Below are 14,697 nucleotides of genomic sequence, written 5' to 3'. Positions count from 1 at the left end.
TCACTGCGGTTGAGGCTGCACAGCATTTGACATAATTGGAAGTTAAAGACTTATTAACACTATACGGAGGCGACAGCTACATGGATGTGCTGACCGCGCAGATCGCCTCAAGGGACGCGGAAGCGGCGCATGTGCAGATAAAGGGATTGGTAGGAAGCCTCGATGCGGTGATTGCCGCGGCCGTGCAGCACAAGAAGAAGGCACCGGCATTGTACATCCTTAGCGATCGCGAGGAAGCAGCTTATTTTCAGAACGACCTGCAAAACCTGTTGGGCGCTACCGAGGTCCTTTTTTATCCTACATCTTATAAAAGACCTTACCATTACGAAGAGGTAGACAACGCCAATGTGCTCATGCGCGGCGAAATACTGAACAAGCTCAGCGCAGGCCGCAGCACGCCGGTGCAGATTGTGACTTATCCGGAAGCATTGTTTGAGAAAGTGATCAACAAGCGGTCACTGAAAGCCAATACTTTTTCGGTCAAAGTCGGCGAAAAGCTGGATCCTGCATTTCTGACTGAGTTTTTGAATAGTTACGGTTTCGAGATCACTGATTTTGTGTTCGAAGCAGGTCAGTTTTCGGTGCGTGGGGGTATTCTCGACGTATTTTCGTTCGCCAATGAGCATCCGTTCCGGATCGAGCTCTTTGGCGACGAAGTGGAAAGTATCCGCTCGTTCGACCCTGATACGCAGCTCTCCATCGAAAGTGCGAAGCAAATCAATATCGTGCCGGATATCCAGCAAAAGCTCTCGCATGAAACACGTGATTCGTTCCTGAGTTTCTTTGCCGATGAAACCGCTATTTGGTTCAAGGATGCGGAATTGACTTTGGAGGTGATTGAAAAATGCTTTGAAAGGGCCGAAAAAGCGCTGGAAGAAGTGACAGGGGGTGGTGTACAGATCGTTTCGAACCCGCAGGAGCTTTTCGAAACACGCCGCGGATTTCTGAATCAGGTCAAGAAGTTCAAAACGGTTGAATTCGGTAAGAAATCCTATTTTAAAACCGAAATCAAGCTGCCCTATTCTTCGAAACCGCAGCCTTCTTTTAACAAGGATTTTAAGCGGCTTTTGGATGATTTGTCTGATAATCAGAACAAAGGCTATGTGAATATCATCGTTGCCGAGCAACCCAAGCAGCTCGATCGTCTGGAACGCATTTTCGAGGACCTCGACCCGTTCGTGAAATTCAGGCCGATGCACATTTCGCTGCGGGAAGGTTTTGTGGACGAAAACCTGAAAGTGGCGTGCTATACCGATCACCAGATTTTCGCCCGTTTTCATAAATATCGCCTGAAAGAGAAGTTCAGCAAATCCAAGGCGATGACCTTGAAAGAGCTGAAATCCTTGCAGGTAGGTGATTTCGTCACGCACGTTGACTACGGGATCGGCCGTTTTGCCGGAATGGAGCGGAAGGATGTGAATGGGAAGGAGCAGGAAGCGGTGCGGCTTATTTATCGAGATAACGATTTGCTCTACGTGAGTGTGCATAACCTGCACAAAATCGCGAAATACACCGGTAAAGAAGGGACTCCGCCTGCGATGAGCAAATTGGGCTCGGGCGAATGGGAGGCTAAAAAATCGAAGGTTAAGAAGCAGCTCAAAGACATTGCGCACGAACTGATCGCATTGTATGCCAAACGCCGTCAGGCGCCCGGGTTCCCGTTCTCGAAGGATAATTACCTGCAAGTAGAGCTCGAATCGTCCTTTATATATGAAGATACGCCCGACCAGGCAACCGCGACCGCCAATGTGAAGGATGATATGGAAAAAGGTCACCCGATGGACCGGCTGGTGTGTGGGGATGTAGGCTTTGGTAAAACCGAAATCGCGATCCGGGCCGCATTCAAGGCGGTTTGCGACAGCAAGCAGGTGGCCGTACTCGTTCCTACGACGATTCTGGCCATGCAGCATTTCAAGACATTCAGCGAGCGACTTGCCGATTTTCCGGCCCGGGTGGGGTATATCAACCGCTTCAAATCTGCGAAAGAGATCAAGGATACATTGAAACAAGCCGAGGAAGGAAAAATCGATATTTTGATCGGTACCCACCGGATTTTGAATAAGGATGTCAAATTCAAAGACCTCGGCCTGTTGATCGTCGATGAGGAGCAGAAGTTTGGGGTAAAAGCCAAAGACAGGTTGAAGGAAATGCGCGTGAATGTGGACGTGCTCACGCTTACCGCAACCCCGATTCCGCGTACGCTGCATTTCTCGCTCATGGGCGCGCGTGACCTTTCAGTAATCGCGACGCCGCCGCCCAACAGGCAGCCTGTAACGACGGAAGTACATACATTCAGTGAGGAATTTATCCGCGACGCGATCAGTTTTGAGGTGCAGCGGGGTGGACAAGTGTTTTTTGTTCACAACCGGGTCAATGATATTGAATCGATTGCGAACATTATTCTTCGCCTCGTGCCCGATGTACGCATAGGCGTCGCACACGGACAAATGGACGGTGACAAGCTGGAAAAAGTAATGATGAACTTCATCGAAGGCGAGTACGACATTCTGGTTTCGACCAATATCATCGAATCCGGGATCGATATCGCGAATGCGAATACCATCATTATCAACTCCGCGCACATGTTCGGGCTCTCCGACCTGCACCAAATGCGCGGGCGCGTGGGACGCTCCAACCGGAAGGCATTTTGTTACCTGCTCACGCCGTCGGTATCGACGTTGGCGAGCGATTCGCGGAAACGTTTACAGACCTTGGAAGAGTTTTCGGATCTAGGCGACGGATTTAAAGTAGCGATGCGTGACCTCGACATCCGCGGTGCGGGTAACCTGCTGGGCGCGGAGCAAAGCGGTTTTGTGAATGATCTGGGTTACGAACTCTACCACAAAATGCTCGACGAGGCCGTTCAGGAACTGAAAAGTAACGAATTCAAGGACCTGTTCGAAGGAGTATTCAGCCTGCCGAAAAACCTGGTACCGGACACGCAGATCGAAACCGATTTCGCGACATTGATACCGGATGATTACGTCAAAAATATTTCCGAAAGGTTGTCGTTATATACCCGCCTCGATAATATTGCGACAGAGGACGAGCTCGGGAAATTTGAGAAAGAAATCCTCGACCGTTTTGGCCCGGTGCCGCATGAGGTGCAGGATTTGCTGAAAACGGTGCGTTTACGCTGGGAGGCAGAGGCTTTGCAGTTCGAAAAACTGACTTTGAAAAGCAATACGATGAAAGGCTACTTCGTTACTTCGCAGAATGACGAATTCTTTCAGTCGGCGAAGTTCGGGCAGGTGATCGATTACATTAAAAAACACCCTAAGCAAATTTCGCTTAAAGATCAGAAAGGCAAGCTGATACTGATTTGTGAAGATATCAAAAGCATTGATCAGGCACGCCAGGTGTTGATGGAAATGACCCGGTAGCAAGCGGGCCTCGGTTACCTGATAATTGATTTTTAAAAATAATATCGATTGATTTCATACATTTGCGGTTTCGCATACTATAAAATACCAAACACTTAAGTCACTTTAAAGCAATGATTTGCATGCAAAAGATGGGTACCCGGTCGATCGCGCTGATTCTGATAGTGTTATTAGCGGCAACTGCGTGTAGTAAAAAGAAGCCAACCAGCTTGAAACCTGGCAAGACCAGCTCCAAAACAGGCTTGGCTTACAACGGCAAAGACGGGTTTGAAGTAAAGCAGTACAAAGCTTTGCCAGCCGGTCCTGACCTAGTGTACATTGAAGGTGGCCGTTTTACGATGGGTTCTTTGGAAGAAGATGTGATGGCACGCCGGGATAACCCGAAACGGACTGTCAGTATCCAGTCGTTCTACATGGACCAGACGGAAGTGGCAAACGTTCACTACCTCGAATACCTGAATGCGATCCAGAAAGATTCTTCGGAGGAGTTTTACGCCAAGGCGCTTCCTGATACAACAGTTTGGTATAACGAACTGTCATTCAATGACTCTTATGTGACGATGTACCTGCGTCACCCCGGCTTCCGCCTCTATCCGGTGGTTGGTGTATCGTGGGTTCAGGCCAATGACTACTGTGCATGGCGTACCGCTGCCGTGAGCCAGGCTAATAACGCCAAGGGCGCAGCTGCCGCAGGTGGTAAGAAGAAAAAGGGGTTCTCTTTCGGCAAGAAGAAAAAAGCGGAAGGCGAGGCTGTTGCAGCTGCTGACGCTCCTGCACCACAACTTCGCATCGAAAGTGGCTACGTAATGCCTCCATACCGCCTTCCGACAGAGGCCGAGTTTGAATATGCTGCTATGGCGATGATCGGAACACAATATTCGGATGAGAACCAGGCTAACTCAAGAATTTATCCATGGGATGGTTCTACGATGCGTAACCCGCGTGGCCGGAAACAAGGAACAATGCTCGCAAACTTCAAACGTGGTCCTGGTGACTATGCCGGTATCGCGGGTAAATCCAATGACGGAGCGATCATCACACAGGAAATCCGGTCGTATCCTGCTAACGACAACGGTCTTTACGACATGGCAGGTAACGTAAGCGAGTGGGTTTATGACGTGTATCGTCCGCTTTCAAACAGCGATGTAAACGACCTGAACTCTTTCCGTCGCGATGGCTACCAGGATGAGGCCAAAAACTACGATAGCAAGAACAACAACTCAATGGTTGACGACAAACTGAGAGTTTATAAAGGTGGTTCATGGGCTGACGTGGCTTACTGGCTGTCTCCGGGAACACGCCGTTACATGGATCAGGATTCCGCTACTGCGATGGTAGGTTTCCGTTGCGCGATGATCGCGACCGGAACACACAAAGAGTAGGATTTAAGATAATATAAACAAAAGTGCCGCGGTTCTCCGGAATCGCGGCACTTTTGTTTTAATGCTGGGCCAATGCGATGGTAAGGATATGAAACCGCTTGCAACCGACGGCCAGTAAGGTTCTGGCACATTCCTCCAAAGTTGCTCCGGTAGTAAGTACATCGTCGATCAGGATTACGCTCCTGGGCGCAAAGCCCTGTTTCACAGTAAATACGCCTTGCACGTTTTCCCTTCTTTCCATTTTGGTTTTGCCGGTTTGTGTGGCCGTGTACTTAATACGCTCAAGCATTGCCCCGGACCACGGGATGCCTGTCGCTCTGGAAAAGCCTTCCGCAAGCAGATCGCTTTGATTGTAGCCTCGTTGCTTCCGCTTTTTAGGATGAAGCGGGATGCTCAGGATAATCTCTGCTTCCGGTACATGCCCCATTGCTTTCAATTCCTGACCGAACATCTGCCCGAGCAATATCCCGACATCCTTGTTCCCCTTGTATTTCAGCGCATGTAAAAGCCTCTGTACCTTACCTCGCTTTGTAAAAAGTAAAAATGAATGGGTTGAATGCACTTCGGGAAGGTTCACAAACTTGAATGCGAGTGATTCGCTGTTCAAGCCATCGGTCATGACACGCGGCAACGAAATGCGGCAAAGCGTGCAGATGGTCGCTTCATTTCCTTGCAATACCCGGTCGCAGCTCTCACAGCAACGGGGAAACAGCAGGTCTGCAAAATCACGGATGAGTTGTTTCAGGTTCATTTTTGTGTGATTCAATGAGTGAATTTCAACCGGTCTGAATACCTTTGCACGACATCAATCCAATCGCCGCCGCACATGACAACGCTGATCTTAAATGCCCAGGTCGTAAATGAAAACCAGGTTCAGTATTTAGACGTACTAATTGAAAATGGTCACATTAAAAAAATCGAAAGGGATATGCAGCATGTGCAAGCGGACAAAGTGATTGATGCAAAGGGGCTCTTTCTGATGCCCGGTGTGATCGACGACCAGGTACATTTTCGCGAGCCGGGGCTCACGCACAAGGCGAATATCTACACCGAATCGAAAGCGGCCGTTGCCGGAGGGGTTACCTCTTTTATGGAAATGCCGAATACGGTTCCGAACACGCTGACACAGCAGTTGCTGGAAGATAAATACCAAATCGGCGCCAACACTTCCCTGGCGAACTATTCCTTCTTCATGGGCGCGTCGAACGACAACTATGATGAGGTAATGCGTACTGATCCCACACAAGTATGCGGTATCAAAATATTTATGGGCTCTTCCACAGGTAATATGCTCGTCGACGCGCCGGAGGTGCTCGAAAAGCTTTTCGCCAACGCCCCCTGCATTATTGCAACGCATTGTGAAGACGAGCCGACCGTAAAGGCCCGGATGGCTTATTTCAAGGATAAGTACGGCGATGATGTACCGTATGACATTCATGCATTGATCCGGAATGAGGAGGCCTGTCTCAAATCATCCACTTTCGCAAGCTCACTTGCGCACAAGCACGGGACGCGCCTGCATATCCTGCACATTTCTACGGGTAATGAAGTACATTTGTTTGAACCTGGCATCCGAAGCAACGGTAAAATTCTGCTCGCGAACGGGCAGCCCAAGCTGGTAACAGCCGAAGCATGCGTACATCATTTGTGGTTCGACGCAGAGGATTACCGGAGATTGGGAAATGATATCAAATGCAATCCCGCGATCAAGGCGCCGCACCACAAGGAAGCGATCCTGCAAGCGGTGCTGGACAACCGTATCGACGTGATAGCAACCGACCACGCACCGCATACGATTGAGGAAAAAGCACAGCATTACTGGCAGGCACCCTCAGGCTTGCCGCTGGTACAGCATACTTTGAACGTAATGCTTGAATTAAGCAAAGCAGGAAAGATTTCGATTGACCGCGTAGCCGAAAAAATGAGCCACGCAGTGGCCGATCTTTTCAATATCAAAGATCGTGGCTACGTCCGTGAAGGTTATTGGGCGGATCTGATCCTTGTCGATTTGAATGCTACCACGCAGGTTGACAAATCCAACATTTACTCCAAATGCGGTTGGTCGCCGTTTGAAGGCACGGAATTCCATTCGCGCATTACGCACACGTTCGTGTCGGGACACCTGGTTTATGAAAACGGGAAATTTGATGAAACGGTGAAAGGAAAGCGGTTAACTTTTAGCCGCTAGGTAATCGTAGTAGTTTTGGATCACATTCAGATCGGCCTCTGTCCAGTCGAGGGTAGGTAGGTCTTCGGCATCCAGCCAGAGGATTTGCTCGTGCTCGGTGAGGACAAAATCAATGGTGTCCACTTTGCAAACGAACGGCACCAACACGATCTCACGCCAGCCTTGGTCTTTGGAAGTTTCCGGAAGTTTATCGACGATTTCGACAGTTACATTGAGCTCCTCCATGATCTCACGGAGCAATGCTTGCTCGTCGGTTTCACCTTTTTCGAGCTTTCCTCCGGGGAATTCCCATTGGAGAGGAAACGACAAGGCTGCGCTTCGTTGCCCGGCGAGTACTTTTCCATTATGTTCAATTACAGCACAGGGCACTCTCACTACCAACTTTTCGGAAACCAGTACTTCGATCATAGGAGGCGGTTACGCTAATTTACCGCAAAATTACAATTTTCAGGGTTATGTTGTACGTGAATGTTAGAACTTCTTAAAAAGTTAACGCTCAGAACAATTCGCCCGAGCGGTGCCGCGGTAAAATACCCAGATGTCTGAATGCTTTTTCGGTCACTTCACGGCCGCGGGACGTGCGTTTGATATAACCTTCCTGAATCAGAAACGGCTCATATACTTCCTCAATCGTATCGGCTTCTTCACCACAGGCAGTGGCAATAGTGGATAAGCCAACTGGTCCGCCTTTGAATTTCTGAATAATGGTGCTCAAAATGCGGTTATCCATTTCATCCAGTCCGTTTTGATCCACATCCAGCGCCTGTAAGGCCATTTCGGCGATGGCTACGGTAATGCGGCCATTACCTTTTACCTGCGCGAAATCGCGGGTCCTGCGCAGCAGGTTATTGGCGATGCGTGGGGTGCCGCGGCTGCGTCGGGCAATTTCATATGCAGCATCTTCTTCCAAAGGAGTGCCCAGAATGGCCGCCGAACGTTTCAGAATGGATGATAGTAACTGTGCATCGTAATATTCGAGCCTCGCATTGATCCCGAACCGCGCACGCAAAGGGGACGTAAGCATACCCGCGCGCGTAGTAGCGCCTATGAGCGTGAAGGGATTCAGGCCGATCTGGATGCTGCGGGCATTTGGCCCGCTATCGAGCATAATATCGATTTTATAATCCTCCATGGCCGAATACAGGTATTCCTCCACGATGGGGTTCAGGCGGTGGATTTCGTCGATGAAAAGGACGTCGTGCTCCTGTAAGTTGGTCAGCAGGCCGGCGAGATCGCTGGGTTTATCGAGTACCGGGCCGGATGTGATCTTGATCCCCGAACCGAGCTCATTGGCAATAATATTTGATAATGTAGTTTTCCCCAAACCCGGAGGGCCATGCAGCAGCACGTGGTCGAGCGCGTCGCCCCGCTGGCGGGCAGCCTGCACAAATATTCTCAGGTTTTCGAGAATCTTGTCCTGTCCGGTAAAATCCTCGAAAGACAACGGTCGCAGTGCGCGTTCGATGTCTTTATCGGTATTGGAAAGGTTTTCTTTATCTCCGGACAGATAATCCTGGCGCATAGTCGGTTGAACAGATAGTGAAAACCAGCCGTCCGGTTTAATGGCGGCTGGTTTGATATTATTTAACCAAAAATAATTGATTTAATCTGCAAAGGAAAGGCTAGCGGATCACCATTACCGATCCGCGCTTCATGACCGGGTTGCGTTCGGGATAATAAAGTGCTTCGTAGGAAATGATATAAGGGTAGCTTCCGGGCTGTACTTTCAGGCCCTTATAAGTACCGTCCCAACGCGCCTCGATATCGGTAGTGGCGAAAATAACCTCGCCCCAGCGGTTGTAAATGCGCATCGAAAAATTGGTATAATATGCTCCGAACACTTGCAGGATCTCATTGTGCCCTTCGCCATCGGGGGTGAACGCGTCGGGGATGAAGAACCGCGGCTCGCATTTGTCAATCACTTCGGTAGATTGTTCGACAACACAGCCCTCCTTGTTAGTGGCCCGAACCGTGTATTTCCCTTCCTGGTTGACAGTAATTGTTTTCGTCGTGTCGCCGGAATGCGGCCAGAGATATTCGTAGGATTCCCTTCCATTGGCATCAAGTACGACTGATTGGCCATCGGGAATACAAATGAAATTTTCTGGCGCCAGGCCCAGAATAGGAGAAGGACGCTCGCCTATTTTGACGGTATCGGAGTTGTAGCAGTCATTTCTGTCTTTTACTACCACTATATATTGCCCGGGTTGGCCAATCGTCACTTCGCGGGTTTCCTCACCGTTGCTCCATTTAAATTCGATCCAGCGGTCGCTTTCCACGCGAAGGACAACAGAGCTGTCACGGCACAAGGTCGTATCGGGCCCAATGGAGAAGGCAGGCGGTTTCCGCAATGTAATTTCGATCGTGTCGGCTGCGTAGCAATCACCTTGCGGGCCGTTGAAGGCGATGGCAATGTAGCGGCCCGTAGATGTGGCGTTGTAGGTAGGGCCACGACCTACGACCCGGCCGCGGTAGATCCATCTGTAAATTTCCGCCTTGACCTTCATGTCCAGCGGGACATAGGCACCGCAAGTGTCTTTGTCCTTGCCGAGGTCGATATTGGAAGGCGTTTCATAAATGGTAACCGCCTGCACGATTGTCGTGTCGGTACATTTGTTGGTAGCACGCATAGCCACCATGTAGGTGCCCGGTTTTGTGTAAGTGTAAGTAGTCTGTTGTGTTTTGGAAGGCGTAGTAAACTGACCGTTCCCGAGGAAATCCCAGGAATAGGTATCTTCGATCGGGTCACACATCGGACTGGCCTGGAACTTGGTAGGCTCATTGGTACAGAAGCCGTCTGCCTCAAAACCTGGGCCTTGTGATTCCTGAGTAAAATCCTGGACCATATTCGGAAGACCCAACTGACTTTTTTTACCGCCCAGATTGGCCCCGTCGCGTTCATAGTCGACGCCGGTTAACGAATTTCCTTCTGGTTCGCCTATCGTCGCCAGGTATTCACTCCCTTGAATAGCCATGTAGATCCGCCCATCCGGCCCGAACTGCAAAGCCCCGAATTTTTGCGTGGCGGAACTGTCGATGGTAATGGCCGTTTCGATGACCAAACTATCGGGCAATGTGAGGTCATACTGTTTTAAAAGGGATTTTGTGCCGTTTTCGCCCTGGAATGAGACGTACATTTTCTCACCGGTAGGCGAAAATTCGATACCATATGCAATGGGTGGCGCGGGGCCGAGGTCCATTGTTTTTTTGTAGGTTAATACGCCCGTCGAATCGTCAAAACTGAACAACTCCACATAGTTGCGTGCTGGGCCTGGAATGACCACGGCGAGCTGACGAAGGCCGGTGGTACTGTCGGGCGACGAGAATTTCATATAACCCTCGGCCTTATTGGTACTGTCGTGCGGCATACCGAGCTCGGGTGCGGCAACTTCCACTAGCCCGCCTGTGGTGGCGTGGAAAATGCGAAATTTGTTGGTGCCATAGTCGTGGGAAATGACCCAGTAAGTGCTGTCGGCATTATTACGAACGGAGGCAATGCGTTCCGTGGTGGGTGTTTGAAGAGTGGTGTTCTGCTCAATAATCTGACCCAGACCGTGATTGCGACGCATATCGACGACGCTTACGGTTAGCAGCTTCTCACCATTAATATCCGAAGTTGTAAATACATTATAGAGGTATTCGCACCCTCTGCAAGTCGGCTGGGGCACAATGAGCACAGATTGTGTCGAGTTGGGACTACCCTTCATGGGCGCGCACGCCCCGAACGTACAGGTCATTTCATCCCCGTTCTTATTCCATATTTTAATACCGTCGGAGTAGAAGAGTAGCTGCCCTTTCGAATTGGCAATGGACGAAGTTCCTTCCGGGGTGTTCAGTTTACCATCTGTTAGCGGGCTGGGAGGCGTGTTGGAAAAATCAAGTCCCGCATTTCCCCCGAAATACCATTTGGAGCCTTCCTGCGCCTGGGGTTCCATACAAATCTTGACATTGATCCGGTCCTGTATCTTACAGCCATTTACGATCACCTCCACGGAGTAACAGCCGGAGCTATCCACTCTCAGCGTTTGCGTCGTATCTCCTTTGGGGTACCAGATATATTGGGCTCCTGCTGGGGCTCCGCTCGGGTACGGGTCGAGCGTAATCGTGTCCCCTTTACAAATGGTGGTGTCCCGGCGCCATTGCTGGAATGGAGGGGGAATTTCACCGATATTAACTACTTGTGTGACAGTTTCACTAGTGCCGTTCGCGAGCGTCCGGACCAGTGTAACCGTGTATGCTCCGGGCGACTGGTAGGAATGCTGCGCATTGCGCCGGGTATCGGTAGCGCCACCTTCGCCGAAGCTCCATTGCCACTTGGTAGCCACTTTCACCGTATCGCTGAATGAAGTGGAGTCCGCCTCGCAGTCGGGGTTCAGCATGCACTGGTTTTTTACCAGAAAGGGCTTTTGAGCCATGGCACCTGCACCGATGAGGAGCATGAGCAGGCAGAGGACATAAAAAAATCGGTGGTATCTATTATAAAATCGCCCCATGTTTCGTTACTTGTTCAAACACCCCTACCGTCTCAAAGAATATTCAAGTTACCCGACATTACTAACGAAAATAAAATGTTAAAATTTTGTGCGGTAATGTCGTAAAAACCACTCTAATTTGAATATTAATACGCAATTTGAGGATAATTTGTGAAATTAATCAGGTAATTTTTTTGAGCCCGGAACGTGTCCGTTTTTCGGCAAGCGGCAAGCCAATAAATCTATGATCAAGCGTTTACTTACTCTCTTCCTACTGACACTGCTTTGCCTGAAAGGTTGGAGCCAGGATCCGCAATTTTCGCAGTTCTATGCAAACCCGTTGTACTTAAACCCGGCGTTGGCCGGAGGGGCGCTGGCGCCTCGTGCAACCATCAATTACCGTAACCAATGGCCTTCATTGTCGGCGAACTTCGTGACTACTTCGATAGGAGCCGACGTATTCCTGCCCAACTACAACAGCGGTTTGGGCGTGCTGGTGACCATGGACAGCCAGGGGTTGGGAAACCTTAAATCGACCGAAGCGGCGTTGCAATACTCTTACCAGATCCAGTTCAACGAACTGACTTCGCTGCGCCTTGGCATTCAGGGTGGTTTTGCCTCGCGAACGCTCGATTACTTCGGGTTGACATTCGGAGACCAATATAATAATGGCGGGTTGACCGGCCAGCCTTCGGAAGATCCATTTGCAAAAGGCGGCCCTAATGTGTTTTACGCCGATTTCGGTGCGGGTGCAATGCTCTATTCCGACTGGTATTGGGCAGGTATTTCGGCACATCACCTTAACCGTCCCAATCAGGCATTTTCAGAACTTACAGAGGCACGTCTGCCGGTGAAGGCCAGTTTGCAGGCAGGTTTGCGCATTCCATTTGCGGGTTATACATTCCTGGGCGACGAAATCGATAAGGAAAAGACAATTTCTCCCGCTATCATGTATAAAAAGCAGGGCAAATACGACCAGTTCGATGCCGGCATGTATGTGACGATCGAGCCCCTGGTCATTGGAGCATGGTACCGTGGGATTCCTTTTAAGAAATACGAGCAGAACATCAATAACCATGAATCGCTGATATTCCTGGCAGGCTATCGCCAGGATAAGTTTTCGATCGGTTATAGCTATGACCTAACCATTTCTACATTGGGTGCAGGGAGCGGCGGTGCGCATGAAATTTCACTTTCCTACGTTTTCGCACCGCTTGAATCAAAACCTAAGCGTCCGAAAACCCGCAAGCGGCAGCTTTCGTGCCCGAAATTCTGATGCGCTTCGAAAAAAATTAGTACGAATGGAAATAGGGTAAACTTCCGGGGACAAAGTCTTTTTTGGTGGTTAAATCACTATTAAATGTCATTTTGACGACTATGTCCAATTACCGAAACCTTCATTTCCTTTTTACCCTTTTGCTGCTCGTGGTTGCATTGAGCGCCGTAGCGGCAGCTCCAAAGCGGGAATTTTACGAGATCAAAATCTATCACCTTAAAAACGCGGATCAGGAAGCACGCGTGGAAGCTTTCCTGAAAGATGCATATGTTCCCGCAGCCCATCGCGCCGGAATCAAGAATGTAGGTGTTTTTAAGCCCGTGCCGACGGATACTATGGCAGGAAAGCTGATTTATGTCTTGACCCCCATTAAATCCCTCGAACTCCTGCTGACTTTGCCTAAAACTTTGGACAAAGATGCCGCATATGCTTCGGCAGGAAAGGACTATATCGAAGCGAATTACAAAAATCCGCCGTATGCACGCTTTGAGTCAATAGTACTCCAGGCCTTCACGGAAGCGCCCGTGCACATGAAGCCCAACCTGACGGGACCGAAAAGCGAAAGGGTGTACGAACTGCGTAGTTATGAAGGGCATACTGAGAAAATTTACCAGAACAAGGTGAAGATGTTCAATGTAGGCGGCGAAGTTCCGTTGTTCAAACGCCTCGGTTTCAATGCGGTATTCTATGCTGAAGTAATCGCGGGCAGCCACATGCCGAACCTGATGTACATGACTACTTTCGAGAACAAAGCATCACGTGACGCGCATTGGAAATCGTTCACCGAAGATGCGGAATGGAACAAGCTGAAAGTAAATCCGGAGTATCAGAACAACGTCTCAAAAAACACCAGCTTCTTCTTGTATCCCACCGAATATTCGGATATATAGCATCCGAAACGGTTCAAGTCATTTTGAAATGATGAATTGGGCAGGTTCCATTCCGGACAAGCCGGTTCATCATTTTTTGTTTAAAAACCACCATTATGAAAGCCGCAGTATTAAAGAACCTTCATGAGCCGCTGGTGATTGAAGAAATCCAAAAACCGAACCCGGGTCCCGGAGAAGTGATCGTGGAATTGAAAGCCGCATCGCTCAACCACCGGGATGTGTGGATACAAAAAGGCCTCTATCCAAGAATTACAACCCCTATTATCCCCGGATCCGATGGCGCGGGCATTGTGACCGAAGTGGGTGACGGTGTCGCTAAAAGCTGGATCGGAAAAGAGGTGATCATCAATCCGTCCCAGAACTGGGGCGATAATCCCGGTTTTTACAGTGAAGACCACAAAATTCTCGGTCTGCCGGATAATGGCACATTTGCGGAATATGTCAAAACGGAAGCAAAGTACTTAGCCGAAAAGCCGGCGCATTTGTCGTTTGAAGAAGCGGCTGCGTTGCCCATGGGCGGACTTACGGCCTGGCGCTCGCTCATGACGCGTTGCCGGTTTACAGAAGGCGATCGCGTGCTTGTGACGGGCGCGGGCGGAGGTGTGGCGCTTTTTGCGATTCAGATTGCCATTGCCGCTGGTGCGGAAGTGTGGGTAACCTCAGGCTCCGATCAGAAAATACAGAAAGCGATCGAAATGGGCGCGAAAGGCGGGATCAATTATAAAAATCCGACCTGGTTCCGTGATTTGCTGGTGAAGGCCCGTGGCCCGAAGACCGGCTATTTTAATGTAATTATCGACAGCGCCGGCGGCCCCGGTTTCGCAAAGCTGATCGATATCGCCGCTCCTGGCGCCCGGATTTGCTTCTATGGCGGAGGGACCGGCAATATCACCGACATCGTTCCGGCGAAGGTGTTTTTCAAACAACTTAATATATACGGCAGCACCATGGGAACTGAGCAGGAATTTGCCGACATGGTACAATTCGTGGCTGAAAAGCAGATTGTACCAGTCCTCGACAAGGTGTTTCCACTCGAAGAAGCCGAACAGGCGCTGCGTTATATGGATTCCGGGCAGCAGTTCGGCAAGATTGTGCTTTCGGTATAA

Annotated in this window: 10 protein-coding genes; 6 read left to right on the top strand and 4 right to left on the bottom strand. The window is 49.9% G+C overall.

The window, feature by feature from the left end:
• Nucleotides 1-35: 35 nt before the first annotated feature.
• Both mfd and J7619_RS17860 read left to right on the top strand, forming a co-directional pair.
• On the top strand, nucleotides 36-3,383 hold the full coding sequence (gene mfd / locus J7619_RS17865; RefSeq protein ID WP_291201352.1) for a transcription-repair coupling factor: 3,348 nt from the start codon (nucleotides 36-38) through the stop codon (nucleotides 3,381-3,383).
• Between the two features lie 131 nt (nucleotides 3,384-3,514).
• Nucleotides 3,515-4,765 carry an SUMF1/EgtB/PvdO family nonheme iron enzyme gene (locus tag J7619_RS17860; RefSeq protein ID WP_409012745.1) on the top strand — a complete coding sequence of 417 codons (1,251 nt, stop codon included), beginning with the start codon at nucleotides 3,515-3,517 and terminating at the stop codon, nucleotides 4,763-4,765.
• Nucleotides 4,766-4,823: 58 nt separating this feature from the next.
• Here J7619_RS17860 and J7619_RS17855 read toward each other — a convergent pair whose 3' ends face one another.
• The gene (locus J7619_RS17855; protein WP_291201346.1) at nucleotides 4,824-5,516 is read right to left on the bottom strand and encodes a ComF family protein; all 693 of its coding nucleotides are present in this window, start codon (nucleotides 5,514-5,516) and stop codon (nucleotides 4,824-4,826) included.
• A 75-nt stretch (nucleotides 5,517-5,591) separates the two neighbouring features.
• Here J7619_RS17855 and J7619_RS17850 point away from each other — a divergent pair, with 75 nt between their 5' ends.
• Nucleotides 5,592-6,953: a dihydroorotase gene (locus J7619_RS17850; RefSeq protein ID WP_291201343.1), complete on the top strand. Its 1,362-nt coding sequence runs from the start codon at nucleotides 5,592-5,594 to the stop codon at nucleotides 6,951-6,953.
• On the opposite strand, the gene J7619_RS17845 is transcribed toward J7619_RS17850, so the two are convergent.
• From J7619_RS17845 to J7619_RS17835, 3 genes are all read right to left on the bottom strand, one after another.
• A complete protein-coding gene (locus tag J7619_RS17845; RefSeq protein WP_291201339.1) occupies nucleotides 6,936-7,361 on the bottom strand; it encodes a (deoxy)nucleoside triphosphate pyrophosphohydrolase in 426 nt (141 codons plus the stop codon). The two genes, J7619_RS17850 and J7619_RS17845, sit on opposite strands and share 18 nt — an antisense overlap.
• Nucleotides 7,362-7,449: 88 nt before the next feature.
• Entirely contained in the window at nucleotides 7,450-8,475 is a 1,026-nt protein-coding gene (ruvB, locus tag J7619_RS17840; RefSeq protein WP_291201337.1) for a Holliday junction branch migration DNA helicase RuvB, read from the bottom strand.
• 100 nt (nucleotides 8,476-8,575) lie between these two features.
• Entirely contained in the window at nucleotides 8,576-11,332 is a 2,757-nt protein-coding gene (locus tag J7619_RS17835) for a PKD domain-containing protein (RefSeq protein WP_291201334.1), read from the bottom strand.
• 337 nt (nucleotides 11,333-11,669) lie between these two features.
• Between J7619_RS17835 and J7619_RS17830 the strand changes: the two genes are divergently transcribed.
• From J7619_RS17830 to J7619_RS17820, 3 genes are all read left to right on the top strand, one after another.
• Nucleotides 11,670-12,701 carry a type IX secretion system membrane protein PorP/SprF gene (locus J7619_RS17830; RefSeq protein WP_291201332.1) on the top strand — a complete coding sequence of 344 codons (1,032 nt, stop codon included), beginning with the start codon at nucleotides 11,670-11,672 and terminating at the stop codon, nucleotides 12,699-12,701.
• A gap of 101 nt (nucleotides 12,702-12,802) precedes the next feature.
• A complete protein-coding gene (locus J7619_RS17825) occupies nucleotides 12,803-13,591 on the top strand; it encodes an NIPSNAP family protein (RefSeq protein ID WP_291201327.1) in 789 nt (262 codons plus the stop codon).
• Nucleotides 13,592-13,686: 95 nt separating this feature from the next.
• Nucleotides 13,687-14,697: a zinc-binding dehydrogenase gene (locus tag J7619_RS17820; protein ID WP_291201324.1), complete on the top strand. Its 1,011-nt coding sequence runs from the start codon at nucleotides 13,687-13,689 to the stop codon at nucleotides 14,695-14,697.

Origin of the sequence: Dyadobacter sp. (assembly GCF_017744695.1) — a bacterium.
GTDB lineage: Bacteria > Bacteroidota > Bacteroidia > Cytophagales > Spirosomataceae > Dyadobacter.
The sequence above is the reverse complement of the archived record's forward strand: the minus strand, read 5'-3'. Positions and strand labels throughout refer to the sequence as shown.

What these genes read in the sequence shown, in the direction of transcription:
- J7619_RS17860 (WP_409012745.1), top strand. Translation starts at nt 3,515, where the DNA reads ATGGGTACCCGGTCGATCGCGCTGATTCTGATAGTGTTATTAGCGGCA.
- J7619_RS17855 (WP_291201346.1), bottom strand. Translation starts at nt 5,516, where the DNA reads ATGAACCTGAAACAACTCATCCGTGATTTTGCAGACCTGCTGTTTCCC.
- J7619_RS17850 (WP_291201343.1), top strand. Translation starts at nt 5,592, where the DNA reads ATGACAACGCTGATCTTAAATGCCCAGGTCGTAAATGAAAACCAGGTT.
- J7619_RS17845 (WP_291201339.1), bottom strand. Translation starts at nt 7,361, where the DNA reads ATGATCGAAGTACTGGTTTCCGAAAAGTTGGTAGTGAGAGTGCCCTGT.
- ruvB (WP_291201337.1), bottom strand. Translation starts at nt 8,475, where the DNA reads ATGCGCCAGGATTATCTGTCCGGAGATAAAGAAAACCTTTCCAATACC.
- J7619_RS17835 (WP_291201334.1), bottom strand. Translation starts at nt 11,332, where the DNA reads ATGCTGAACCCCGACTGCGAGGCGGACTCCACTTCATTCAGCGATACG.
- J7619_RS17830 (WP_291201332.1), top strand. Translation starts at nt 11,670, where the DNA reads ATGATCAAGCGTTTACTTACTCTCTTCCTACTGACACTGCTTTGCCTG.
- J7619_RS17825 (WP_291201327.1), top strand. Translation starts at nt 12,803, where the DNA reads ATGTCCAATTACCGAAACCTTCATTTCCTTTTTACCCTTTTGCTGCTC.
- J7619_RS17820 (WP_291201324.1), top strand. Translation starts at nt 13,687, where the DNA reads ATGAAAGCCGCAGTATTAAAGAACCTTCATGAGCCGCTGGTGATTGAA.